Raw genomic sequence first — 24,816 nt, 5'->3', positions numbered from 1 at the left:
ACATTTAAACCCAAATAATTCTTCTTTAAAAATATTTCTTCGCGATTAATTCAGCTGTCCTAGTAGCCAATGCTTGCGTGGTCATAGTAGGATTAGGGCCTCCAATTGAATTATAATGGACGCTATTGTCTGCAATAAAAAGACGCTTTACTTGGAAGGTTTCACAAGAAGAATCCACCACATACCCCATTCTCATAGTACTCTCTAAATGAATAAATAAATTTGGAGGCAAGTCACTTCTTATAATCTCTTTTGCACCCGCGTATTTTAACATTTCAGCAGCTACTTTTGCTAATTTATTTCTCTTTTCCTCGTCTCGTTTGCTTGGGGTATAACTAATACGTGGCACAGGTCCATGTTCATCTTTAATAAAAGGGTCTAGTTCTACTCGATTTCTATACTGTACCTCATCATCTGTCACAATTAACATTGTAAGTGATCTTTGGTATTCACTCATCGCTTTCTTTAACTTATTTCCGACTGTTCTTCCCTGGCTGTCCCATAGATCATTCGAATTGTTTGAGTCCTGTAGAGAACTATATCCTGTTTGACTGAATCCATGAAGAAATTGAGCAGTTAAACCAGGACTATTCCCCATGTTTTCAATCATCCCTAACCCCGGATAGTCAAGACGAGCTCCGGAAGTATGGCCCACAAATGGGTTCACTTCAGAACTCCCTAGAATATCAAGAAGCACCTCTTCTTCAAATGTCCCAGTAACAGCATCCATATAATGATTGGTTAGTCCTCTCCCCACCCATGGATTGTGGGGTAAATGAGAATTCATCCACAAACGTGGCGACTCTATACAGCCTGCCGCCATGACTACTACTCCAGCTTTCAGTTCTTCTACTTCACCGGTCCACGTATCACGTACCTGTACTCCTACTGCATGATGTTCACCACTTTTATCCTTTTCAGTCAATATTTTGGTTGCAAAAGTATTTGGTCTGATTCTCACTTTCCCCGTTTTTAATGCCAAAGGAATATAACTTACATTGGTCGAACGTTTTGCTGTCTTGTCTACGGAAGGACCATAGGGACATCCCTGTTCGCAATGTCCACTTAAAGTGCACCCTTCCATATGGCTGACTTCTTCTAATGTATAGTTTTCACTTGAAAGCGCTTTATTAGGAGGTAAAATGGCATTCGGTTGAGGACGGTACCCAGGACGGGTGACATCTAAGTTACCCAGAAGAGAAAAACCTGTCTTTTCTGCCCCATAGTAAAATAGTTCCTCCTTCGCCGTAGTGGGGGCAAACTGAACAGGCAAGGTTCTTTCTACCTTTTCAAAATAAGGGATGAGCTCTTTATAACTGATAGGCCACTCCCTATCAATAGCATGCGGGTAAGGACGAGGAGAGTTTGCAAAGTAATGAAGAGTAGTCCCACCAATGCCTGCATTTTGCCAGACAAGCCCTTGATCAGGTATATTTCTGAACCAAGGAGATCTCCTCCGATCTGCTGCTCCCCATCTAAATTTTCCAGTAACTGGGTCATTCATGTCCTGTTCACGTCTCGTGAGCTGCTCTCTGTAAAGGGACACATCTAAATCGTAAGTAGTATCACTTTCTTGATCTCCCCGCCTTTTATTAGGTTCGGGCCACTTTTTGTTTCCATACCATGGCCCTGCATCTAGAACTAATACGTTCAGACCTAACTCTCCAAGCTCTTTTGCAGCCACAGCTCCACCGCCACCAGAACCTATAATAATGATATCTGGATTATTTTCCATTTTTCTTCCCCCCATGTTTTAGCTCTAGTAAAAAACCTCTTAAGTCACGATGTCCATGTGAAACGCCAGGATAACCCGTTTGCTTCCAACTCAGAGGAAGGTACTCAAGTTTTCTCTCTTTCATATCATTCTTTTTAGTTATGCCATACCCCGGCCATTCTGAGTAGTATCCCAACATAGCAAATCGATTTAGTGCATCCGTTATATGCTTCACTAAACCACCGTTATTTTTAAAGGGATACGGCAAAGAAAACAAATCAAGGTCAAGGGATTCAAGCATGGATAAAACACGAATTCGATCAGATGGCGAAAGTTCAGGAAACAAAAGCTTGGGAGGAACGGTTTGCTTTAAAGCTGTCTCTACCCTATTGGTGTTAAGTAAGTGTATAGAGGCTGTGTTTAACAACTCCGCCGTAGGGGCTGCAAGCCGGATGGGGGCTAGAGAAAATTGTTCCTGCAAGGAAATATAGTGATTCAACGAATAAATAACATACTCATGAACTCCCATGTCATACGCAGATAAAGTAAACTCCGATCCTTCCTTTTCACCAAGCTTTGGAGTAGATGGAAGGATAGCATCCATTAAGGCAATAAAGGTTTTTTGCATGTCTTCTTGCGAAATGTTTGACAAGATCAATCACCTCTTTCAAAAAAATTAATGTTTGCTAATAAAACTTTTTTATATAAAAAGTGCCGCCATCCTAAACATTCTATTGGAAATCGATATACCCATTACTTTTTTATGAGAAACCTATTTAAGTGAAATAGATATTTACTAATAAGCATAATTATGTAACATATCTGGTAACGATATCGAAACACAAAAAATGGGATGTGGATTTCAAGAATCTTCTTTATCGGAATGAATTGTGCCTAGAGGGTTACTGCTAAACTATTGCTAGGAGAAGAGTGATGGAGGGTGATGAACAAATGATTCTTTCACTTCAAACGATAGAGGGCTTTTATTACTTCCATTGCGCCATGGTTTGTGAATATCTTTTAATACATAGTAATGATCCAACGCCACAAAAGACCGCGTAATAAATGATAGTTTTTGTTCAACTGAAGCACCCTGGCATACTATATAAGCTACGTTCCAGAAGTTGAATCACCCCGGCTAATTAACCAATCCAGCAGCTTTTCAAAGACTTGGCTAATCGTTAATCCTTTCATTTCATCTCCTCCTCAGCTCTTAGCATGAACCCCGTAGCCTAGTACAGGTGAATTTTCCAATTTTTATTTTCTCTTCTTTAACGACAGAAGGTCAGTGAAAGTTTCACTCTCTGGTTTCAATCCGTTTGTTTAAATATACTTGTTCATAATTGGTTGATAACTTAATTACATACTGTATAATGTAACCATGGTTACATACAAGTGGTGGTGAAGGTATGAATACTTGGTTACATATCACGTATAAAATTCCAAGACAACCTAGCGCACGAAGAGTGAGAATTTGGAGAAAACTTAAGCGTTTAGGAGCTCTTCATTTACATGAATCTATTTGGGTTCTTCCAAATAACAACTATACTTATGAGCAGTTTCAATGGTTGGTTGTTGAAATCAAAGATTTAGGGGGAGAAGCCTCATTGTGGGAAGCAAAAATAGCACTAGGGCTTTCAAATGACGAGCTAAAACAAAAGTTTCTAAAACAAGTCAACGTCGAGTATGAAGTGCTGTTAAAACAATTAACAGATAATACGAGTAATTTGGTTGATTTAGCAAAAAAATACCAACAAATAAAGTTGGTTGATTATTTTCATTCTCCGTTGGAGCGTGAGGTTCGTGAACAAATCAAACGAAAGAGAGGATATGATTAAAATGAAATGGGTGACATGGGAAAATATTGGGGTTGACCGAATGGCTTGTTGTTGGGTAATTCAAAAGTTTATTGACCAGAATGCAGAGTTTATTTTTATCCCTGAAGGAGAAACGAATATCCCTAAAGGAACTAAAGGTTTTGATATTCCTGGGGTTGAATTTTCTCATAGAAATGGGAATTGCTCATTTCACACGATATTAAACGAATTTAATCTAGATGATAAGACCTTACAAAAAATTGCTCAAATTGTAGATGAGGCGGATACTGTACAAGAAGTTTTTTTAGAGCCAGTTGCCCCCGGTCTCGATTATATATGTGAGGGGATAAGCTTAAATAGTAAGGATGATTACGAAGCATTAGAAAAAGGGATTATGATCTATGATGCTTTGTACTCAATGTTAAAAGAGAAATAGATGGTTAAAAGAATTAGAAGGAGCAACCAATAATGAAACAACCAAGTTTATGGCAGATTTTTTGGAACTACATTCTCATTGGATTGCAAGGATGGGGAGGTCCTGCTGCACAAATTCAGGTTATTCATGAAGATGCGGTGGAAAAGAAAAAATGGATTGATAATGACCGTTTTAGAGATGCTTTTGCCGTTTGCGGGATGTTGCCAGGACCTGAAGCACACGAATTATGTACATATGTAGGTTATCGCCAACGTGGTATCTGGGGCGGTATTATGGCGGGATTAGGATTTATGTTACCTAATTTTATACTGATTACGATATTGGCTTGGGCTTATTTTAAATTTGCCACAACTTCTGACATTGCTCAAGGTTTGTTATACGGTGTAAAACCTGCAATGGTTGCGATTGTATTATTTAGTCTATTTCGCATTGCCAATAAGTTTGGAGTTTTACAAAACAACAAAAAGATTTTTATTACCGTATTAATGATTATTCTAAGTTTTGTAACAACGATTGATCTTATTCTTTTACTGCTTGTCATGGGCTTTATATATATGCTTATTGTTCGTTACTTAGGAAACAATAAAACTTATAGTATCAATCCCTTGCCTCTCCTAGCAGTTTCAACAGCTGTAACAGCTGGTACAGCTTCACTTGCTACGACACTTTCTCTATTATTCTTAAAGGTTGGTGCTTTAAGTTTTGGAGGAGCTTATACAGTTATAGCACTTTTACAATTTGAGGCGGTTGATACGTATGGTTGGCTGACGACTCAACAATATATTGATGGTTTAGCTATTAATGAGTTGACACCTGGACCATTGATTATGGTTGCTGCTTTTGTTGGTTTTGCTGCTTATGGATTTTGGGGAGCTTCTCTAGCGACATTTTTCATATTTTTACCTGCTTTCCTCATCGTGCTGATCGGTGCACCTTACTTTGATAGAATAAGAAATAATACAAAGTTAAAGTTATATTTAGCAGGTGTAAGTGCTGCGGTTGTTGGTCTGATAACAAGCTTTCTTATTCGCTTATCCGTGGAAGTTTTTCAAGATTGGGGGAGTGTCTTGATCTCGATCATCGCCCTTGTTTTGCTTTTTAAATTTAAATGGAAGATTTGGCAAGTTTTTTTACTCGCATTAGTTGCTGGAACAGCTATAATGCTGCTTGGATAGTAAAACATGTCCCAAATAAGGGGGACATGTTTTTTATTATACTACATTGGCTTATTAAAGAATTCTTTCCATTACTTCAATAAGACATTTGTTGCACAATATCAGTCTACTGGAGTGTTAGTTCCTTATAAAAAAATCTAAAAACAAGTTTAACACTATTCTATACGGGGAATAAACTATAAATAACCGCCTTTTTCCTCCCATCGTCCTTTCTTTGTACATTAAGAAAGGCCTTTTTTTGTTTACTAGCGAATATTTTATTTTGTCATGATTTATTTTTCCTCTGTTCCTAATCGGTTGTTCACCACCTTACATTCCCCATTTAATCATTCATAGCCTTAATATCTATAAATGTTAGAGTGCTGCGATGGTTCCAAAAAAGATCCCGCCCCCCAGTTTAAAACATTAACAAATATCCTTTCAGGCATGCGAGTGAACACTAAAAAATCTAAACACTATATATTGTTCTTTTAAAGAACCAAGTAAGTAAGAAACCTACTTTAAGAACCAGTTGGTGGCAGTGATCAAAAACACTAAAAGGTAAAAGGTGTAACTAGCTACATAGCAATCCTAGGGGGCAATAGAAATAAACTCGTCGCTTGGACGTTTTCTTCTTGACACTTGTAGTAACCTATTTGGCTTAAGGTAGCTAGGACTGTTCATCCACAGAAAAACTATATCTTTGGAGCCAATGTTGCTGTTTTCTCTTAACAGTGACCCAAACAAAGTTTGACTTCCTCCTTTATATGATTTGTTATTACAGTTTGAGAAAGGAAGTTTTAAAATAGCCAATTCGCGGAATGGAAGGAGGTAAATATTGATCAGGAAGTGGGTAACATGGTGTCCTCTTTAAAGAAAATTTCATCCAAGTACAACAACTTATCAAGAAGACAAATAAAAAATGAATTAAACTCTCAAATTTGGTTTACCCCATTACTGTATAGTATTGGAGCAATTATACTAGTCTTCTTAACTTTATCAGCAGATTACTCTTTACTTCTTGGAGAAAAAGTACCTGACTTTTTCAGCGTAAGCTTTGAACTGACGAATACATTAATCAGTACTTTAATGCCTGCTATTTTAACGTTGACTGCCTTTACATTTAACTTAGTGTTGGTCGCTTTTGCCACATTTTCAGGGCAATTTTCTCCTCGTGTTCTTAAAAATTTTACCACTTCAAAAACGACGCAAAGAATTTTAGGTATTTTCAACGGTAGCTTCTTGTTCACTCTCATTATTTACTTTTTTCTAAGTGGCGAACAAGTAGGAGCTTATTTTGCCATTCCAGTGATGGCTACGTTTCTTGCAGGTCTTTGTGCAGGTATTTTCGTTCATTTTATTAACCATTCTGTCAAATGGATGCAAGTTAATAACATGACTCAAAAAATGAAAAAGGATTCAAAGACTTCTATTCTACTTTCTTTAAGAGATGAGCTAGAACCATACAGGCACACAAATTATTCGAGAGCACAACAAGAGATTCCAGTGAGCGAACCTTTTTATATAAAAGCTCCCCATTCAGGCTACATCCAAATTGTTGATTTTATTAAATTAGTAAAGTATGCAAAAAAAGACCACATTATTGTCAAACTAGAATGCGATATAGGTGACCATGTGTTAAAAGGCGCTCCTTTGCTAAGTTACTGGCCTGAAGAAAATCAACAAATCGATGAAAAATTATATTTATCAGCTTACTTTATTGGCAGCACGCAAACCGATATTCAAGACATTCGCTTTAACCTATCCAAATTTGTAGAAATTGCCATTAGGTCTCTTGGGAACTTTGACACAAAAACAGCATCCAATGCTATCTTCCAAATTAGTGATTTGCTTCGCGTAATTTGTGAAGTCACTAAGTTTATGCCTTTCTTAATGGATGAAAAGGGGAACTTGAGAGTTATTTTGATCAAATACGACTTTAGCGATTATCTGTATTATAGCTATAGCAGTATCCGTCATCACGCCAGGGACAATGTCTCGATTACGATTGAGTTGTTGAAGGCTCTAACAACGCTTTCTCAATCAGTCGATGAAACATATAAAACGGATATTTGGAACTTTGCCCTCTACATCGTTAACGGATTTAATAAAGATTATTTATTCTCTCATGATAAACGTTGCTTTTACGAAGCACTAGAGAACCTAGCAATTACTACTGACCATCAAGAAAGTTTCAATGACGATGTTAAAATACATGGTTTAGAGTAGAAAATGTGACAGGTCTTTATACCATTGATTCGTTATCCGTCCTAGACTTAACCAACAAAGGTGTCTTCGTGAAGAAAGAGAAAGCACTATTTGCAGATTTCAAACAACCAAAAAGACTGGTAGTTTAACCAGGAAAACTATTATTTCCCGTCACCTCATCTTACTATAAGAGTCTTTTTTTAAAAGAATACGACCTGAAATCACGCCCATACTTCAATATGAGAAGTGATTCCCTACCTTCTCCTAGGAACCTGCTTATTAAAAATGGTTCAAGTGTATAAACACTTGAACCATTTATCTTTTACGTACCTACTTTTTTATAAAAATTTGGTAAATGCTCTTTATGTGCTTCAAGCATTTCATCTAATATTCTCTTACCTACTTTGTTAGATGGAACAAGTGGGTTCTCTGTCATAGCAAGCAATGCTGTATCATAACTTCCTGTTACAGCGGCCTCCACACTCATTCCTTCAAACCTTTTGAGTTGTTGGACGAGTCCTCGTACAGCACTTGGAATGTCACCATGAATAATTGCCTTCGGGCCATTTTTTGTAATAACACAGCTTACTTCAACAGTAGAGTTACTCGGAAGACTAGCGATAGCTCCCTTATTTAGGGTGTTTACCGGTTGGATATCCCCCTTATCGTTATAGATAGATGAAATTAAACGAACTGCTGCCTCACTATAATATGCTCCCCCGCGTTGCTCTATTTGGGGTGGTTTTATTGCTAAAGTAGGAGATTTATAAAGGTCGAATAATTCCGTTTCAAGTTTTTTCACTACGGCTGCCCTCGTTCTACCCTCTTGATAGTTTTTCATCTCTTCTTGTAGAACTTCATCTTTCTTTTCATAGTACATTTGGTAAGGGCATGGGATAGCACTTAGTTTACGAGATTCTTGGCCTTCTACGTTTTTTATAAAGGCGTACTTCTTTGTATGTGATAATAAATCTATCACTTTCTCTTTCACACTCACTCCATCTAGATATACGTCTACCCCATAAACCATATGATTTATCCCAACAAAATCCATGCGAATACGGGAATGATCCACCTTTAATAGCTTTGCAATCCCCTTCTCCATTCCTATCGGGACATTACATAAACCAACGACGTTCTTATAATCACTGCAACGAAAAACGGACTCGGTTACCATACCGACAGGATTCGTAAAGTTAATTAACCATGCCTCAGGGCATAATTCTTTTATGTCTTTTACAAGGTCTAACATAACTGGAATGGTACGTAGCCCCTTAAATAACCCTCCTGGTCCATTGGTTTCTTGCCCGAGTACTCCATGTCTTAAAGGAATATTTTCATCTCGAGCCCGAGCCTCTAATAGCCCTACACGAAATTGAGTAATAATAAAATCAGCACCCTCTAAAGCTACCCTTTTATCTATTGCTAAATGAACCTCTATTGGAAAACCCGATTTCATAATCATTCTTTTAGCTAAGTTTCCAATTATCTCTAATTTTTCTTTTCCTGGTTCAATATCCACTAACCATAATTCCGTTACTGGCAATTCGTGGTACCGGTTTAAGATTCCTTCTATTAATTCAGGTGTATAGCTAGAGCCCCCGCCAATTGTTACGATCTTAACACCTTGTTTCATCGTTAATTCACCTCCACGTTGCTGTAATTCGCCCGTTTATCACTTCACTACCTTGTTCCATCGGTCCCCTTGCAAAGACAATTTTAGAGAGGACGTTAGTATATCAAATTGGTTATAAATTTATCTTGATTAAAATTTTAAAAACTTCTAGGAAGTTGTGTGTAAATAAGTCTTCCCCGAAAAAATTCTCATTTCTTCATACGATTGTGGTAATTCACTTCCTTGCTTCGCCGCACTCTCTGGCAACTAAGACACTATGGAATGAAAAATGGTTTGTCTTTTGTACTCCTCAATATTAACTGTTCTTTTTGACAAGCGTGATTCTTCGGCTGCGTGTGCTAGGATATGGCTTTCCACCAGTCGTTCATCTGGCGGAAAACTAATCCCAGAAAGGCCTAGGGATACGTCATGAACAAAAGCTTCCATTAAGCCGGCATCCCCTCCGGCATGTTTACCAAAAAAGGATGGTTGCATTTTTATGTGTTGTGGATCTTTTCCAAAGGGTAGGACAGTGAGTTCATTTTCTTCCATTGTCCCCTGCACCTCTCCTTTGGTTCCTAGTATTTTTACCGTTCTTTTTAACTTCTGAGTAAAGCCACTCATTGTTAAGGTCGCCGTTGTACCACTAGAAAATTCCATATTTACAATCTGATGATCTACGACATCATTATTGCATCGGTACACACACTTTCCATAAGGACCTTCCTCTAGTGCCTTTCTTCGTCCTGTCATGGAAAGATCGGAACTAATAGTAGAAACAGGCCATTCTATATTTTCGCCAAGATATATCTTTACAGCAGAATAAGGACATTCATTTTCTATTACACAATCTAAGCACCTATTAGAGGAACCAGTGGGCGCGTTGGCCTTTTGAAAATGAATTAAATCCCCAAACGAGGAAACACTCTCACACCTTGCATCCAGTAAGAATGATAAAATATCAAAATCATGACAGCTTTTCGCCAAGACCATTGAACAGGAGGTCGCTTGGTTATTCCAATTGCCTCTAACAAAACTATGAGCCATATGCCAGTACCCCACATCCATTTCAATTCCTACATGCCTAACCTCACCAATGACCCCCGCTTTTATTATTTCCTTAATTTTCTGAAAAAAAGGAGTATATCGTAAGACATAACATACCATTAATAACCTTCCTTTTTCTCTGGCTTTCCTTTCCATAAGAATACATTCACGTAAGTTATGGCTCATTGGCTTTTCCACAAGTACATGATATCCCTTCTCTAACGCATGCATCGTTGGTTCAAAGTGCATTTGATCTTGGGTGGTAATAATAACGGCGTCACAAAATCTAGGTAGTGAGAACATATCCTCCCAACTTTGAAAGCACCTTTTTTCTTGTAATTGAAACCTATCAGCCAGTTTCTTTCTTCTACTTTCATCTGGTTCCGCGACAGCTACAATTTCCATTTTAGCTGGATGTTGTTCTGCATACTCGCTATAGACGGTTCCACGATTGCCCGCCCCAATGAGTGCGACTCTTACTTTCTTCATAGAAAACACCCCTCACTTTTTTAGGGAATATTAAAATTTTTCTGCAAATAATCATGATTATGTTTTAATTGTAATTATTTTTTATTATAATGTCCATAAGTAATTGTTATTTGAAAGACTTTTATAATTTCAAATGTGAGGAGGTCTATGAGCACGGAGTCAGTCAATCTAAAAACGATGAGGTGAAAAAACATGAGAGAAAAAAGCACTCTATTAATTAGTTTACTTTTTTTATGTTTACTTACGGCTTGCACGGAGAACACAGGGACATCCGAAGCAGGGGACAATCAAGAAGAAAAACCACAAGGGTCCATAGACCTTGACATTTGGGTAATGGGGGCGGATGACTATTGGAGATCCTATCACGATGATTTAGCTAATCGGTTTGAAGAAAAACACAACAACATTACTATAAACATTGACTACATTCCATGGGATGAAGGTGAAAATAAATTAGTCACGACAGCTGCTAATGATCGTTTACCTGATATTACCACGGTTGCGGGGCGGTGGACTCCACAACTTGCTGCTATGGGAGCCTTTGAACCTCTTGACCAATTTATTGATACAGATTTCAAGGAAAGTTTTGTAGAAGCTCCATGGGAGACAACCCAATACGAAGACCAAACATGGGGATTGCCAGTTGGCTTTACAACAACCGGTCTTTTTTATAGGTCTGACTGGCTGGAAGAACAAGGTTTTACCTCTCCCCCTGAAACATGGGAAGAATTTGTAGAAGTAGCTAAATCTTTTACCACGGACAATCAGTACGGCTTTGGGTTAGTTGGCTACAATGGAATGGAAACCACCATGTTTTGGGCCCCTTTTCTATGGTCCAATGGAGGAGATTTTCTTACTGAGGACTTGCAACAAGCTGCTTTTAATAGCAATGAAGGAGTAGAAGCTCTAGAGTTCTACACTGATCTATTAAGGAAACATTCCGTGGCACCAGAAGGAAGCGTGAATAATGATAGAACTGACTCACGGGATCTGTTTATTACCGAAACAGTTGGTATGACCACACAAGGACCCTGGCTGCCAAAATTTATTGAAGAAGGGGCTCCCGAGTTAGAATATGAAATCGCTCCATACCCTGTAAAGAAAGAAGCAGTAAATCTAGGAACGGTCGATCACATTGCTATGACAAAGCAAGCTACTCATAAAGAAGAATCATGGAAATTTATAGAGTTTTTTACAAATAAAGAAAATGATATGAAATGGGCTCAACATCAAGGGTTTATCCCCTATCATAAAGAAAATTTGGACCGTGATGACCGAAGAAATACTAAAGAATTTGAAGTTTTCTTTGAGGTAGCACCCGATGCAAAAGCGTATCCAACAATTCCCGAATGGCCTCAGATTGACCAAGCGATTGCAGAGGCCATTCAAGAAACATTAATGGGGGTTAAATCACCACAAGAGGCACTAGATGAAGCAGCTGACGAGGTAAACCAATTATTATCAAAGTAAACGATAGTCCAGATAAGTAGTTCAGGCCTGCTATGTTATACTCCTTGCACGTTTGGGAGTGAGTAGGCCTTAGCTATATCTGGTATAACCAGTCCTGGAAGGAGGACTTCTATTGAAAAGAAAAGGTACAGTTATCTTTTTTATTTTTCCAGCAAGCGTAGTATTAGCCTTTATTGTTTTGTATCCTATTTTCCAGACGTTTTTATTAAGCTTTCAACACAAAGTACTAATATCGCCTGAGAATGATCGGTTTATCGGATTTGGACATTACATTGAAATATTTAAGAGTGCTGTTTTTTTACATTCTATTTTCATTACTATCATCTTTGCCTTTACCTCAGTGTTTCTTAAATTAACCTTTGGAATGATTGGGGCCCTTATGTTGCGTGTAAAATCAAAAGCTTCTACATTTTACTTGTCAATATTTATGATTCCCTGGTTAATACCCTCGGTAGTCGCGGCGCTCACATGGCGTTGGATACTTCATGATCAATTTGGCATCTTAAATTATGTATTGGAAACTCTTAACCTTATAGATGTAAAAATCAATTGGCTGGGAACTCCTATTTTAGCTTTATTAGCAGTCATCGTCGTAGATACTTGGACAGGTTTGCCTTTTATAATTATTGTTTGTCTGGCCGGACTACAAACCATTCCGAAAGAATGGTATGAAGCATCTAATATTGACGGAGCCAACGCCTTGCAACAATTCTTGTATATCACTCTTCCTGGAATGAAACATATTATTCTCGTCATGGGAACCTTAAGTTTCATCGGAACCTTTAATAGTTTTAATATCATTTATACCCTTACGGGAGGTGGCCCGGCCAATGCTACCAACACCCTAGTCTTATACATATACCAAATGGCTTTTACAAATTATGATTTTGGAATGGCTGCGGCCTTATCTGTGGTTACATTCATATTTATTATGTCTGTCGTTATCATGTACAGAAAAAAGCTCGATAAGGAAGGGGAATTTATATAAGATGCATAGTTGGTATAAATTGTTGTGGTGGATAGGTACAAGCCTGTATGGCTTACTCCTTATAGCACCTTTATTGTGGATGTTCTCCACTTCCTTAAAAAAAACAAATGAAATTCTACAGCCACATCCTACTATAATTCCTGACAACATAACGGTGCAAAATTATATTCATGTAGTCAACATGCCAGCTTTTCGTGGGTATTTATTTAACAGTCTTTTTGTCTCCGGAACTACCACGCTGATCGTTATTCTTTTATCGAGTTTAGCGGGATACGGGTTTTCTCGTTTAACATTTAAAGGGAAGAGGTTCTTTTTTAATAGTTTTTTAAGTGTGCAAATGATACCGGGGATTGTTTTACTTATTCCTTTATTTTTTATTTTACAACGGTTAACTCTAATCGATACCTATACTGGCTTAATTGTTACGTACGTTGCCTTTTCCCTGCCCTTTTGTACATGGATCATGACAAGCTTTTACAATCGAATCCCGAAAGAATTAGAAGAAGCTGCTTTTATGGATGGTGCTACAAGATTCCAAGCCTTTTATAAAGTTGTAGTCCCCCTGTCTTTTCCTGGGGTACTTGCTGTGGGAATCTTTTCTTTCCTGATAGCGTGGGATGAATTTCTTTTTGCGTTAACCTTAACTGATTCAGAAAGTAAACGAACACTACCCTATGGATTATATAGCTTCATGAATCAATATGGAGTGGAATGGAATACCTTAATGGCTGCAGCCATTCTCACTATGATTCCTCCAATAATCATTTTTTTAGTTATCTATAAGTATTTTTCTAAAGAGTTTCTCTCAGGACATTAAAAGAATAATAGGTTCATTTTAGGTAAATAAAATGAACCTATTATTCGTATAAAATTACTAGTATTTTTGTCATTTTTGTAATATAATAGTAGTATCAATACGGGGTTGGTTGGGGTACTGGTGACCCCCTAGGTCTTCAAAACCTTTTGGGAGATGCGTGACATCTTCGGTGGGTTCGATTCCCACACAATCCCGCCAAAATTTATTCCTTCGAATCCTTCCCCTCTAAACTTTTATGATATCTCCAACTAAAACATTAAGAAATCCTACTTGTATAATATTTATGTGATAACTTTTCTATTTCATTAAAAGTAAGGGTACGTGGGTCTAAGGAAGAAATTTTACTATTGAATTCATTTACTTGATACACCTCGTATACTCTCGTATTTATCTCTGGTGAGATAAAGAGAGTTCCACAGATGGTGACTTTTTGAACACCAAAACTTTCTCCGTATTCAAAGCTATTCAGTTTAAACTTTGCTTCACTCATTCAGTATCCCTCCTTTTATAGTACATTCACCATCGGACTCAGTCATTTACAAACCATGTGATTTTTAAAAAATTAACTTTTCCTCTTTTCCTATCAAGGATAAATTTTCTGTTTTTTCTCTAACTGTGCAAGGATCTACCTCTTTTCTTGCCACTCCCGTGTTGAGTGCTTCCTGGGCAATGGCCGCAGCTACATTCGGAGCCACCCGTGGATCAAATGGACCGGGTATGACATAATCTTCTGATAATTCGTCTTCAGATATGAGGGAAGCAATAGCATACGCGGCTGCTAATTTCATTTCCTCATTTATTTCGGTAGCGTGTACATCCAGAGCTCCCCGGAAAATACCTGGAAATGCCAAAACATTATTTACTTGGTTGGGAAAATCTGAGCGCCCTGTTCCAATAACTCGAGCACCAGCTTCTTTCGCTTCATCCGGATTGATTTCAGGATCTGGATTGGCCATAGCAAAGATAATTGGATCTTCGTTCATGGTTTGAATCATTTCTTTCGTTAATGTCCCAGCTGCTGAAACGCCAATAAATACGTCTGCTCCTCTTAAAACGTCCTCTAATTTCCCTTCCAATTTTTCTGGATTCGTAATTTTTGAAACTGCTTCTTTTGCAGCATTCATTCCATGAGATCTACCCTCATAAATAATTCCTTTTGAATCACATAAAAAGAGGTTTCCAACTCCAATTCTTTCTAACAATTTAATAGTTGCAATCCCTGCCGCCCCTGCTCCATTGACAACAACCTTTATATTAGGTAGCGATTTATTAACGATCTTTAATGCGTTTAGCAAACCTGCTACTGTCACAATTGCTGTCCCATGTTGATCGTCATGGAAAATGGGGATGTTTGTTTCTTTTTTTAGACGTTCTTCAATAACAAAACAGTTCGGTGCTGAAATGTCTTCAAGGTTGATTCCGCCAAAGTTTGGTTCAAGAAGTTTTACCGTTTCCACAATCTTATCGATGTTTGTAGTATTCAAGGATAGGGGAAATGCATCTACCCCAGCGAAGCTTTTTAACAATACTGCTTTACCCTCCATCACCGGAATCGAGGCTTCAGCTCCAATATTACCTAATCCAAGAACTGCGGTCCCATCAGAGATAACAGCAACCATGTTTCCTTTCATGGTATATTCAAACACTGCACTCTTGTCTTTTTGTATTTCCTTACAAGGTTCAGCCACTCCTGGAGAATAGGCCAAACTTAAATCCTTTGGGTTTCTTACTTGTATTTTTGATGTAGTTTCCAGTTTTCCTTGTTTTTCCCGATGAACTTGCAATGCTTCTTCTTTAAAACTATCCAATCCGCCCACACTCCTTAAATTTGTAAAAGTTTTATCTTTCTTATCTTTGAGCCTAGTCAAGAATTCTTTTCACAGTGCAGTTCATCGTTCGGCTACCTTTTTCTCCAGTTAATTTCTTCGAGTAGCATATTTAAAAAATTTTTGTCAATGCGTTTCTCTTTTCCTAATCGATAGATATACAACAACGTATCAGTGGATAAATTTTTAATTGGTAACAGCCCCTTGTTGTCCTTACTAAACTTTATGGTGGTATGAAAAAGTCCCTGCGATAAGGGACTTTTTCTTGAAGTAGATTCATTGTTTTGGAAAGCTATTATTCAATTTGTGGAACGCTACACATTTTCACTAGCACGAGCATTATTCATCGCGGTAATAATTTCATCTTTATCTAGTGATAACTCCATTAACCCAATTTGATCCTGATAGACATCTTCGGGGATTAATGCCTTAATTTCGTCTTCAAGAATATGATAAACAGGAAGGCCTAACGGTACGCCAGCTAACGGTCCGGCGAACGTAGGATCACCCGCTGTAACTGTCTCAGCAAAGATTTCGGCACTATCCTCATCTGGAGACCCTAAAATAACATACACATTTTCATTCCCATACTTTTCAGCTGCTTTCTTTACCTCTTCTTGGACCACCTGGTCCATCGCACCGGCAGCCGTTCAAACAAAGCACTGTGTATCTTTGTAAATAATCTCTGCCCCTGCTGCTTTCATGCATTCTTCAATTGCTGGGGCTGGTACTCCGTCTCTTTCTCCAAGAACAAACACTTTTTTGTTTGATAGATCCATTATCATCCCACCCTTTCAAGTTATTGAGATACTTCCAGACTTTCGTCAATTAATTTTTTTATGTCTTCCTTCGTCAGCTCTCCGCCTGAGATGCGATTTACCTCTTTTCCATCTTTAAATAGTAAAAAAGAAGGGAGGCCCATTACACGATGTGTAATGCATACTTTTCGATTTTCTGAGCTATTTAGTTTTACTATCTTTACCTGATCTCCGTACTCCTCAGCCAGTTGTTCCACATCCGGCATTAATTTTAGGCACGGTTGGCAACTAGGTCCCCAAAAATCAACAATTACTGGTTGTTCCGCTTGAAGTACTTCTTCTTCAAAATTCTTTTTGTTTACATCCTGCATCCTTATACAGCTCCTTTGTTTTTTTCTATAATAAAAGACATTCCATCGGAAAGCGTTGTCATTTTCCCTAAGAAAAGACTTCCTTTTCCCACAAACATGGCGTTATTTATTTCTCCGTTATTAATCATGTCTCTGGCATGACCAATAAACGGAATCGCTGAAGCAATGTGCCCTTGAGTAGGTGAAAAACCTATCATTCCACGTTTCTCTTCAAACGAATTCATTTCCGACCGGTCTAATTCTTTTCTTAAGACGGCCATCCCAGCTATTGTACGGTAATTTCCTCTTGGAACATTTCCATTCCCATTCGGTTCTGTCACATCTGGATTATGAAGTTCTACTGCATACTTATCGATATCTGTGATCTTCTTTCCTATTCTTTCAAGAGGGTTTACAACCAACGTTTGATAAATGGCTTGAGCAGAAGATCCAGCCGAGATATCGTGCTTTCCAAACCCATCCATTCGAATTTGAGGATTTTTCCCATCATCCTCTCCAATCAATATAGCAATTGCGCCCATTTGATCTTCCGTGATTGGCATTTCTTTAGAAAGGTTTCCGGCATATTTCATTCCAAGTTTCGCTAGGCAACCACCTCCGATTACTAATACTTCTTTATGAGTCCCGGCTTGTACGAGACTGGCTGCAATGCTAATTGCGTGGGCAGGCGCACAACAAAAGGATTTAATATCTGAACCAGAAGCATTAATACACCCTGCGTGCTCAGCAATTGACTTGGCCATGTTTCCACCGCCACGCTGATAACGATCTCCCACTGCTTCCTCATCACAACCAATGACATAATCAATCTGTTCAGCGGAGACATTAAAGCCGTGTAATACATGCCGCATCGCAACAATGCCGGATGCTTTATTACTAAGGTTCTCTAATAAAATATGAGCGGATAAAAACTTGTCTTCATCATGACCTGCTTCAATGACCCCTATTAATTGGTCTTTGTTTACATGCAAAGGTAAGGCATTTCCATTCGATAGCTTTTCATCAATTTCATTTAAAGAAATCCCTTCGCCTAACGCTTCAAGATCTTCTTTTGAAATCAAGGGATGCTTTTCCAAAGAAGCTTTCACATATTCTTCTAAAAACTTTTCTTCTAAAGAAATCAAATTATACCCATCTGCTATTTTCAGCCACCCGTAAAACTCCTCCTCAGGGAGAATTTCTCCCCAGGGGCTGAAGCGTTCAGCCCCTTCCAATTGAGTATTCGTCCATGGCCTTTCATAGTCTTTTAATAATTCAGGTCTCATATTCCCGATAAAGACTTGGTTGGGAGGATAAGAGACTGCATCTTGAAAACTACGTAATCCATTTAAAATTTGATCTAAGGTTTCAGGTTTTTTTTCAATTTCTCTCACTGGTTTTGATCCATGACGGACCAAGCTTGGGGTATGAGTAATAACAAAGGAAGACCCTTTAATAACAGGTGCTGTCATGTTACACCTCCAAATTTATTTCTTTTAATTCTTCTTCTAAATTTTCTACGTATTGTTGAGCTGACAGTGCTGCAATACTGCCATCTCCTGTTGCTGTAATGATTTGACGAAGCATTTTCTCATTTACATCGCCGGCGGAAAAAACTCCTTTAACCTTGGTTTTCATGTCTTCATCAACTTCAATGTATCCATTTTCATTGGTTATTCCTAAATTCTTTACACAATCAGTGAGAGGATCCATGCCAATGTAAATAAACGCTCCTGCACATGGGAATTCACTTACCTCACCTGTCAATTTATCTTTGATACGAACACCCGAAACCATCCCATCCCCCACTATCTCTTCTACCGTGTGGTTCCAAATGAAGTGGATTTTGTCATTTTCAAAAGCCCGTTTTTGGATGATTTTTTGGGCTCGCAACTCACCTCGGCGGTGAATGATGGTGACCTTTGTGGCAAATCTTGTTAGAAAGATGGCTTCTTCCACCGCAGAGTCTCCTCCGCCAACAACGACTAACTCTTGGTCTGCAAAAAATGCTCCGTCACACACGGCACAATAGGACACTCCAAAACCCGAAAGCTCCTCTTCTCCTGGAACACCCAGACTACGGTGTTTTGCTCCTGTGCCAATAATCACCGATTTTGCTTTATATTCCTGGTTATCTACGACTACTGTTTTCATAGGATAGCCATCTCTTATCTCTTGAATGTTTCCTTGAACATATTCAGCGCCGAACTTAATAGAATGTTCATACATTTTATTCGATAAGTCAGGTCCTAAAATGGCTTCATACCCGGGGTAATTCTCAATATCTTCTGTTTTTGTCATTTGCCCCCCAGGAAGTCCTTTTTCTATCATTAATGTTTCCATTTTGGCCCTCGACGTGTAAACAGCAGCCGTCATACCAGCAGGACCTGCTCCAGCAATAATCACATCATAAACCTTTTCGCTACTCATAGGCTCCCCCTTATTCTGCAGAAATCTGTCTGGCATTCTTCATTGCCGAAATGATTTCATCCTTATCTAGTGATAACTCCATTAACCCGATCTGATCCTGATAGATATCTTCGGGAATCAATGCCTTAATTTCGTCCTCAAGTATGTGATAGACGGGAAGGCCTAAAGCCACTCCAGCCAACGGTCCGGCAAATGTGGGATCACCCGCTGTCACCGTCTCAGCAAAAATTTCGGCACTGTCCTCATCTGGTGATCCTAAAATGACATACACATTTTCACTCCCATATTTTTCAGCTGCTTTCTTTACCTCTTCTTGGACCACCTGGTCCATCGCACCGGCAGCCGTTCAAACAAAGCACTGTGTATCTTTATAAATAATTTCTGCTCCTACTGCTTTCATGCATTCCTCAATTGCTGGTGCTGGTATTCCATCTCTTTCTCCAAGAACAAACACTTTTTTGTCTTTAATCATTTGCAATTCCTCCTTTAATAAAATAAATATCATTTAGTTATCTTTAGATTTTCACATCCAAAATGGTGGCTTCTTCAACGTCAGCGGCTAACGCACCTACCGCTACTTCTACACGATGTTTTCTAAGTTTCCATTGCTCCTCAATCGGTGTATTAGGATCACCTAATGGGTAAGGGATTGATATGGTCGGTACTATACGATTTGATCCAACCGTCTTAGCAATAGACACAAGATTCGCCATTTGTACAATAGGAATGCCGGCTTTTTCAATTTCCTTGGTAATCGTTGCCCCGCAACGAGTGCAAGTTCCTCAGGTGGAAGTCAAAATAACAGCTGAGACATTAGCGTTCTTTAGATCCTGAGCAATTTCTGCCCCCATTCGGCTCGCTTCTGCTTGCGTTGTACCGGTTCCTACGGTGGAATAAATATACTCATGAACCTTTCCTATTTCCCTTTGTTTTTCCATCTCTCTTAATGCATCCAAAGGAACAATGACATTTGGATCTGCATTTGCCGCAGAGGGATCAAAACCAGCATGAATGGTTTCCCATTTCCCTGCCTCTAAGGAGTCTAGAGTGGAAATATCATATTTCCCCCACTTTGTGGCTGAGGCAGATTGAATTCGGTCTGGATTTCCAACCGGTACAATCCCCCCCGAGTTAACCAGCGCAATTGTTGCTTCATTCAGTTTTTCAACAGGGGAAGCAATGTCTACCCGTTCAATCACAGGCATTGGCATCTCAGTCTCATATTTTTCATCATGTAGTTTTTTTAGTAACATGGTTACAGCTCGTTGGGCCCCAATTTGCTCAGGTTGGTGAAACGTTTCTAACCTAATGCCTCTCGGAAAGTATCCTTCTTCTTTAGCCGATTGAACTTCTTCACCTTGAAGAAGTTTTTTTCCAAAACGGGCCATTTTAGGAACGTCTTTTCTCATTGCCGCTGCACTATTCCCACCAGGAAAAATGTAAAGGTCCTTATGAAACATTTCTACAGCAGGATTTTCAACATACATACTTGTCACTACAGGAACACCAAATCTATCTTGGACGGCTTTGCAAATTTCACCGCAGGCAACGCCATAGCGCCCAGCCATAAAAGCAGGACCGGCAAAGAAAATATCAAACTCTTTATCTTCTAAATACTCTAAAATTCTCTGAATCGCTTCTTCCCTGTGAGACCCCATAAAGTTATCGCCACAAATCACCGTGTGAGTAACCTCTACTTCAGGGGCCAATAATTTGTTTAGTAGTAACCCCGGGCCAATCGTACCTGAGCGTATTTCCGGTTCAAAATCAGCTTTATCCTCTCCGCCAATTTGACCAAAAAATTGATTAATATAATGAATGGCTTTTTTCACTCTCTATCCCTCCTTTAATACTCAACTACGGTCTTGTAATGGTTTCCAGAGCTAGAATCGGCGCAAAACACACCATTGTTTTCCATTTCAATTGACCCATCTTCTTTGACTGATCCATCCCACCCCCCGGAGTTTCCGTCCCGAGCCAACGCTTCCAAGTCGCCGATGACAGTTTCCATAGGAGCCAATTTAAGATATTGAGACACGTTCCCTGTTGAAACAATGGCGTTAGCCTTATCTGAAAGATCAACAAGTGGTTGAGATTTTCCATCACGCCCTGTACATTCATTTGTAATTCCTACTACTTTAATCCCGGCATCCTCTAACTCGTTATAAACAAGAATGAAATCAGAATCAGGGTTTCCATACCCCTCTTCGGAGATCACTGCCCCTGTTGCTCCCAGATTTGTAGCAATCTGTCTTACAAAAAGAGCTGACCGCTGCTTTTCTTCTAAATTCACATTTAAGTTGGAGAGTATCACCCCAAGGAAATTTATACTTCTCCCGTGTTCCTTCAATAAATGCTTGACCACTTCATTATTTACATGCTGATAAGTGGATATTTTGGAAGACGATGGCATAAAGCTCCCAGAAACAACCGCTCCGTCGAGTAACTCATTTGGTGACATGAGTGTGGGAACCATGCGATTGGCATCCCAGCCATACACCATCGCGTTGTACCCTGTTTCAAGCATTTGGGATTGAAGTTGAAGGACATAGACGACACCTGGGAGGTTTTTAATATCCTCCATACGTTTACCTAGGGGATCATGTCTATACACGTCCATGTCTTCCGGCTCTAAATCTTTCACACAGCTTCCCAAATACTCCGCCAATCGCATCGCTGCCCAACGTAGAGCAGTGTTTTTTTTCTGTTGTTCATTTTTTTCAAAGTCTTCATTAGTATCTGCAACCAAACAAATGTTCAATAATTCTGAAAAATATGTTTGCTGAGCTCCCGGACCGCTCATATCGATAAGTCCATCTTGAAATCCCCCCCAACGTTCCCCTACCGCCAGCACACTAGTTCCTTTTAATGCATGAGTTCTTCCATGCCCAGCTTGGGTCAGTTTGTTTGTTACTCCAGGAAACATTACTCCCCCAGACACTTTATACCGAGGTTCAACTGCTTCTTTAACTGGAGTGATTCTAACAGATTCTCCGGGTTTTGCTAGGACAATGTCAGCTGATCGAATCCTTTCATCTTCATAAACAACTTTTAAAGCTTCTTCTTTATTAATGGTTAAGACACCATTATGAAAAGAAGTGTGACTGCCAAAAATTACGTCTTTCACATGAAAATTTCCTACTTCTAACTTCAAAGCGTTCCCCCCTTATGAATCATTCGATAATCATGATTATTTTTTGTTGATTGATTACATTATATTTACCCAGAAGGCAAAAGTAAACATTTTTTTTAAATTAGTTTAGAAAATATTCTGAATTGTTTTTTAATCATGATTATGTTACTATCGTGTTTAACAAATAAAATAACCTTTTAAAGGAGGGATAGCCCCTATCAAATGGAAAAACTAAAACTATAAGGAGGATCATACGTGAGGGAATTCATTCAGAAGAATACAGTCTTAAGTATTTCCCTAACTATCATTTTGCTGTTTGTCATCTTTGGCGCCTTTTTTAATGAGTTGCTGGAATTGTGGGTGAACTATTTTTTAGACACAACTGTTGAATATTTTGGGTGGTTTTATTTAACCGCTACTCTAGTATTTCTATTTATGGCGATTTTGTTGATTTTCTCCAGGTACGGAAAAATTCGCTTAGGAAAAGACACCGACAGACCTGTATACAGCAGAATGTCTTGGATAGCGATGTTATTTAGTGCCGGCATGGGGATTGGATTGGTATTTTGGGGGGTGGCTGAGCCTTTATTTCATTACATGACTCCACCATTTGGAGATGCCGCTACGGCTGATGCTGCAAATACGGCAATGACATATACGTATTTTCATTGGGGACTGCATCCATGGGCGATCTATACCATTATTGGACTAAGTTTAGCCTTCTTTCAATATCGAAAGAATCTTCCTGGGCTTATCAGTTCAACCTTCTATCCACTTATTGGAGATCGTATTTATGGGCCAATTGGAAAAGGGATCGATGTGTTAGCCATCTTTGCCACAGTGTTTGGGATTGCTACGTCCTTAGGCCTGGGAACACTGCAAATCGCTGGGGGGTTAAGCTATTTATTTGATGTTCCCAATGTAGTCAGTACACAAATAATAATCATTGCTGCTGTGACAGTACTTTTTGCAGGTTCGGCGGTAATTGGAATCAACAAAGGAATGAAAATCCTTTCTAATTTTAATATTTTACTTGCCTTGGGCTTAATGTTACTTCTGCTGTTTTTAGGTCCTACTTCTCAGATATTCAAAGTATTTACTAGCACTTCGGGGAGTTATTTAGATGACGTCCTTTATATGAGCTTACGTATTAGGCCTTTTGGTGACAATTCTTGGATTGCAGGATGGACCCTATTCTACTGGGCATGGTGGATTGCATGGGCTCCTTTTGTTGGTAGTTTTATAGCAAAAGTTTCAAAAGGTAGAACGATAAAAGAATTTATCCTAGGAGTCCTGTTTATACCTACTGTCGGCACATTTGTATGGTTTTCCGTTTTTGGAGGGACGAGTTTACATCTGGTACACAATATGGGAAACACAGCGTTAGCTGAAGCAGCCACAGCTGACGTAGCTGAAGCTTTGTTTGTATTCTTTCAGTATTTCCCATTTAGTACGGCTTTAAGTGTCATTGCGGTTATTCTGGTCGTGAGCTTTTTTGTCACATCTGCTGATTCCTCTACGTTTGTTTTATCAGTTTTCAGCTCAAATGGAAACCTAAACCCTACTAGGAAGCTTAAACTGACCTGGGGATGTTTATTATCTCTTGTATCCATTGTTTTACTTTTAAGTGGCAGCCTCGAGACCTTACAATCTGCTTCGATTGCAGCTGCTTTTCCCTTTACTATCATTATGTCAGTGATGTGTTATTCTCTTTTGAAAGGATTGATACTCGAACATGGAAAGATACAAAACCACCCCACTCCCAAGGAATCAAATATTCAGGAGAATAAGCATAAAGAGGTCATGTAGTACTTTTCACTCTATTAGCTCTTATGTTTCTCCATAGAGGATCGTATATGATTTACAGTTATTTCTGTTGCTTCTTCAACGGTGTATTCGCATCTTTTATTCAAAAACATCGTATGCATGCCTTGCCATATTAAATAATGCATCTCGCTAATTTGGTTTGCATCTCCGGCTTTAATGTAGCCTTTTTCAATACAAGCATTCAATGCTATACGATCTCTTTTCGTAAGATTCGATTCTAACAGCATTTCTCTTAACTCCTCTGGAACTTCAACAAGGTCTGTTGGGAACATTCCATAGTATTCCTTTAAGAGCTTCTCAGCAGGGCAACCTAAGTTTGAAGAAAACACGGAGTAATAAATTTGTGGATCACTAAAGGAAAATCTTGAAAAGCACTCCCACATTTTTAGGTACTCTTCCAGAGGATCGTTAGAGGAAGCAAGGTATTCAGGTAAAGCATTAACATACTTTTTAATATAACGCATCGAAGCAAAAAAGATTAAATGAGACAATTCTTCAAAATAGTTATAAATTGTGGCGCTATTGAAGCCGGCTAAATCAGCGATTTTCCGAATGGTGATTTTGTCCATTCCTTCTTGTTCAATAATTTCTGACGTGGCATCTATGAAATACACCATCATTCGAATGGTCTGAATTTCTTTGTTCTTTGCCTTTTTCATAATCTTCACCTCAATAATCGTTTTTTAATCATGATTAAAATATGATTACGATAAGTTTAGTGTAGCATAATTTTCAGT

The 24,816-nt window shown here is 38.7% G+C and carries 22 protein-coding genes and 1 tRNA gene; 9 read left to right on the top strand and 14 right to left on the bottom strand.

What is annotated here, in order from left to right; all coding sequences use genetic code 11:
- Positions 1-25: 25 nt before the first annotated feature.
- Together CEF17_RS06630 and CEF17_RS06625 are read right to left on the bottom strand one after the other, a co-directional pair.
- Complete coding sequence (locus tag CEF17_RS06630) at positions 26-1,735, bottom strand: GMC family oxidoreductase N-terminal domain-containing protein (protein ID WP_100398835.1); 1,710 nt, start codon at positions 1,733-1,735, stop codon at positions 26-28.
- Positions 1,725-2,366, bottom strand: coding sequence for a hypothetical protein (locus tag CEF17_RS06625; RefSeq protein WP_100398834.1), 642 nt, complete (start codon positions 2,364-2,366; stop codon positions 1,725-1,727). Before CEF17_RS06625 ends, CEF17_RS06630 begins: the two co-directional genes overlap by 11 nt.
- A 757-nt stretch (positions 2,367-3,123) precedes the next feature.
- Between CEF17_RS06625 and CEF17_RS06620 the strand changes: the two genes are divergently transcribed.
- From CEF17_RS06620 to CEF17_RS06605, 4 genes are all read left to right on the top strand, one after another.
- Positions 3,124-3,552, top strand: a complete 429-nt coding sequence (locus tag CEF17_RS06620; protein ID WP_100398833.1) for a Chromate resistance protein ChrB — start codon at positions 3,124-3,126, stop codon at positions 3,550-3,552.
- Positions 3,545-3,967, top strand: coding sequence for a chromate resistance protein ChrB domain-containing protein (locus CEF17_RS06615; RefSeq protein WP_232725437.1), 423 nt, complete (start codon positions 3,545-3,547; stop codon positions 3,965-3,967). Before CEF17_RS06620 ends, CEF17_RS06615 begins: the two co-directional genes overlap by 8 nt.
- A gap of 32 nt (positions 3,968-3,999) precedes the next feature.
- Positions 4,000-5,142 carry a chromate efflux transporter gene (gene chrA, locus CEF17_RS06610; protein ID WP_100398832.1) on the top strand — a complete coding sequence of 381 codons (1,143 nt, stop codon included), beginning with the start codon at positions 4,000-4,002 and terminating at the stop codon, positions 5,140-5,142.
- 837 nt (positions 5,143-5,979) lie between these two features.
- Positions 5,980-7,350 carry a DUF2254 domain-containing protein gene (locus tag CEF17_RS06605; protein ID WP_100398831.1) on the top strand — a complete coding sequence of 457 codons (1,371 nt, stop codon included), beginning with the start codon at positions 5,980-5,982 and terminating at the stop codon, positions 7,348-7,350.
- Positions 7,351-7,651: 301 nt separating this feature from the next.
- On the opposite strand, the gene CEF17_RS06600 is transcribed toward CEF17_RS06605, so the two are convergent.
- Entirely contained in the window at positions 7,652-8,965 is a 1,314-nt protein-coding gene (locus CEF17_RS06600; protein WP_100398830.1) for a 6-phospho-beta-glucosidase, read from the bottom strand.
- Positions 8,966-9,211: 246 nt separating this feature from the next.
- The gene (locus CEF17_RS06595; protein ID WP_100398829.1) at positions 9,212-10,480 is read right to left on the bottom strand and encodes a Gfo/Idh/MocA family protein; all 1,269 of its coding nucleotides are present in this window, start codon (positions 10,478-10,480) and stop codon (positions 9,212-9,214) included.
- 192 nt (positions 10,481-10,672) lie between these two features.
- Here CEF17_RS06595 and CEF17_RS06590 point away from each other — a divergent pair, with 192 nt between their 5' ends.
- From CEF17_RS06590 to CEF17_RS19900, 4 genes are all read left to right on the top strand, one after another.
- Positions 10,673-11,950 carry an ABC transporter substrate-binding protein gene (locus CEF17_RS06590; protein WP_100398828.1) on the top strand — a complete coding sequence of 426 codons (1,278 nt, stop codon included), beginning with the start codon at positions 10,673-10,675 and terminating at the stop codon, positions 11,948-11,950.
- A gap of 112 nt (positions 11,951-12,062) precedes the next feature.
- On the top strand, positions 12,063-12,938 hold the full coding sequence (locus tag CEF17_RS06585) for a carbohydrate ABC transporter permease (protein ID WP_100398827.1): 876 nt from the start codon (positions 12,063-12,065) through the stop codon (positions 12,936-12,938).
- A 181-nt stretch (positions 12,939-13,119) separates the two neighbouring features.
- The gene (locus CEF17_RS06580) at positions 13,120-13,755 is read left to right on the top strand and encodes a carbohydrate ABC transporter permease (protein WP_198508910.1); all 636 of its coding nucleotides are present in this window, start codon (positions 13,120-13,122) and stop codon (positions 13,753-13,755) included.
- Positions 13,756-13,856: 101 nt separating this feature from the next.
- Positions 13,857-13,953, top strand: a tRNA-Sec gene (locus tag CEF17_RS19900).
- Between the two features lie 58 nt (positions 13,954-14,011).
- On the opposite strand, the gene CEF17_RS06575 is transcribed toward CEF17_RS19900, so the two are convergent.
- The 9 genes from CEF17_RS06575 to CEF17_RS06535 form a co-directional block, all read right to left on the bottom strand.
- Positions 14,012-14,245, bottom strand: a complete 234-nt coding sequence (locus CEF17_RS06575) for a hypothetical protein (protein ID WP_100398825.1) — start codon at positions 14,243-14,245, stop codon at positions 14,012-14,014.
- A 64-nt stretch (positions 14,246-14,309) separates the two neighbouring features.
- Entirely contained in the window at positions 14,310-15,563 is a 1,254-nt protein-coding gene (locus CEF17_RS06570) for an NADP-dependent malic enzyme (protein ID WP_100398824.1), read from the bottom strand.
- 332 nt (positions 15,564-15,895) lie between these two features.
- Positions 15,896-16,360, bottom strand: coding sequence for a glycine/sarcosine/betaine reductase complex selenoprotein A (gene grdA, locus CEF17_RS06565; protein ID WP_232725436.1), 465 nt, complete (start codon positions 16,358-16,360; stop codon positions 15,896-15,898).
- A 20-nt stretch (positions 16,361-16,380) separates the two neighbouring features.
- Entirely contained in the window at positions 16,381-16,710 is a 330-nt protein-coding gene (locus tag CEF17_RS06560) for a thioredoxin family protein (protein ID WP_100398823.1), read from the bottom strand.
- 2 nt (positions 16,711-16,712) lie between these two features.
- Positions 16,713-18,161 (bottom strand): glycine/sarcosine/betaine reductase complex component C subunit beta, encoded by a 1,449-nt coding sequence (gene grdC / locus CEF17_RS06555; protein WP_100398822.1) that lies wholly within the window; start codon positions 18,159-18,161, stop codon positions 16,713-16,715.
- Between the two features lies 1 nt (position 18,162).
- Positions 18,163-19,119 (bottom strand): thioredoxin-disulfide reductase, encoded by a 957-nt coding sequence (gene trxB / locus CEF17_RS06550; protein ID WP_100398821.1) that lies wholly within the window; start codon positions 19,117-19,119, stop codon positions 18,163-18,165.
- 10 nt (positions 19,120-19,129) lie between these two features.
- The gene (gene grdA, locus CEF17_RS06545; protein ID WP_100398820.1) at positions 19,130-19,591 is read right to left on the bottom strand and encodes a glycine/sarcosine/betaine reductase complex selenoprotein A; all 462 of its coding nucleotides are present in this window, start codon (positions 19,589-19,591) and stop codon (positions 19,130-19,132) included.
- A 43-nt stretch (positions 19,592-19,634) separates the two neighbouring features.
- Positions 19,635-20,951 (bottom strand): glycine/betaine/sarcosine/D-proline family reductase selenoprotein B, encoded by a 1,317-nt coding sequence (locus tag CEF17_RS06540; protein WP_100398819.1) that lies wholly within the window; start codon positions 20,949-20,951, stop codon positions 19,635-19,637.
- A 14-nt stretch (positions 20,952-20,965) separates the two neighbouring features.
- The gene (locus CEF17_RS06535; protein WP_100398818.1) at positions 20,966-22,273 is read right to left on the bottom strand and encodes a glycine/sarcosine/betaine reductase component B subunit; all 1,308 of its coding nucleotides are present in this window, start codon (positions 22,271-22,273) and stop codon (positions 20,966-20,968) included.
- A 234-nt stretch (positions 22,274-22,507) separates the two neighbouring features.
- On the opposite strand from CEF17_RS06535, the gene CEF17_RS06530 reads away from it, so the two are divergent.
- The gene (locus CEF17_RS06530) at positions 22,508-24,061 is read left to right on the top strand and encodes a glycine betaine uptake BCCT transporter (protein WP_100398817.1); all 1,554 of its coding nucleotides are present in this window, start codon (positions 22,508-22,510) and stop codon (positions 24,059-24,061) included.
- A gap of 14 nt (positions 24,062-24,075) precedes the next feature.
- On the opposite strand, the gene CEF17_RS06525 is transcribed toward CEF17_RS06530, so the two are convergent.
- Positions 24,076-24,738 (bottom strand): TetR/AcrR family transcriptional regulator, encoded by a 663-nt coding sequence (locus tag CEF17_RS06525; RefSeq protein ID WP_100398816.1) that lies wholly within the window; start codon positions 24,736-24,738, stop codon positions 24,076-24,078.
- Positions 24,739-24,816: the final 78 nt, after the last annotated feature.

Source organism: Bacillus sp. FJAT-44742 (assembly GCF_002797315.1).
Classification (GTDB): Bacteria; Bacillota; Bacilli; order Bacillales; family Marinococcaceae; genus Thalassorhabdus; species Thalassorhabdus alkalitolerans.
This window is presented reverse-complemented; position numbering and strand designations above follow the sequence as displayed.

Excerpts from the sequence above, each read along its gene's own strand:
- CEF17_RS06600 (WP_100398830.1), bottom strand. The coding sequence starts at position 8,965 with ATGAAACAAGGTGTTAAGATCGTAACAATTGGCGGGGGCTCTAGCTAT.
- CEF17_RS06560 (WP_100398823.1), bottom strand. The coding sequence starts at position 16,710 with ATGCAGGATGTAAACAAAAAGAATTTTGAAGAAGAAGTACTTCAAGCG.
- CEF17_RS06525 (WP_100398816.1), bottom strand. The coding sequence starts at position 24,738 with ATGAAAAAGGCAAAGAACAAAGAAATTCAGACCATTCGAATGATGGTG.
- CEF17_RS06615 (WP_232725437.1), top strand. The coding sequence starts at position 3,545 with ATGATTAAAATGAAATGGGTGACATGGGAAAATATTGGGGTTGACCGA.
- CEF17_RS06590 (WP_100398828.1), top strand. The coding sequence starts at position 10,673 with ATGAGAGAAAAAAGCACTCTATTAATTAGTTTACTTTTTTTATGTTTA.
- CEF17_RS06620 (WP_100398833.1), top strand. The coding sequence starts at position 3,124 with ATGAATACTTGGTTACATATCACGTATAAAATTCCAAGACAACCTAGC.
- CEF17_RS06630 (WP_100398835.1), bottom strand. The coding sequence starts at position 1,735 with ATGGAAAATAATCCAGATATCATTATTATAGGTTCTGGTGGCGGTGGA.
- grdC (WP_100398822.1), bottom strand. The coding sequence starts at position 18,161 with ATGACAGCACCTGTTATTAAAGGGTCTTCCTTTGTTATTACTCATACC.
- trxB (WP_100398821.1), bottom strand. The coding sequence starts at position 19,119 with ATGAGTAGCGAAAAGGTTTATGATGTGATTATTGCTGGAGCAGGTCCT.
- CEF17_RS06595 (WP_100398829.1), bottom strand. The coding sequence starts at position 10,480 with ATGAAGAAAGTAAGAGTCGCACTCATTGGGGCGGGCAATCGTGGAACC.
- CEF17_RS06575 (WP_100398825.1), bottom strand. The coding sequence starts at position 14,245 with ATGAGTGAAGCAAAGTTTAAACTGAATAGCTTTGAATACGGAGAAAGT.
- CEF17_RS06605 (WP_100398831.1), top strand. The coding sequence starts at position 5,980 with ATGGTGTCCTCTTTAAAGAAAATTTCATCCAAGTACAACAACTTATCA.
- CEF17_RS06580 (WP_198508910.1), top strand. The coding sequence starts at position 13,120 with ATGCCAGCTTTTCGTGGGTATTTATTTAACAGTCTTTTTGTCTCCGGA.
- chrA (WP_100398832.1), top strand. The coding sequence starts at position 4,000 with ATGAAACAACCAAGTTTATGGCAGATTTTTTGGAACTACATTCTCATT.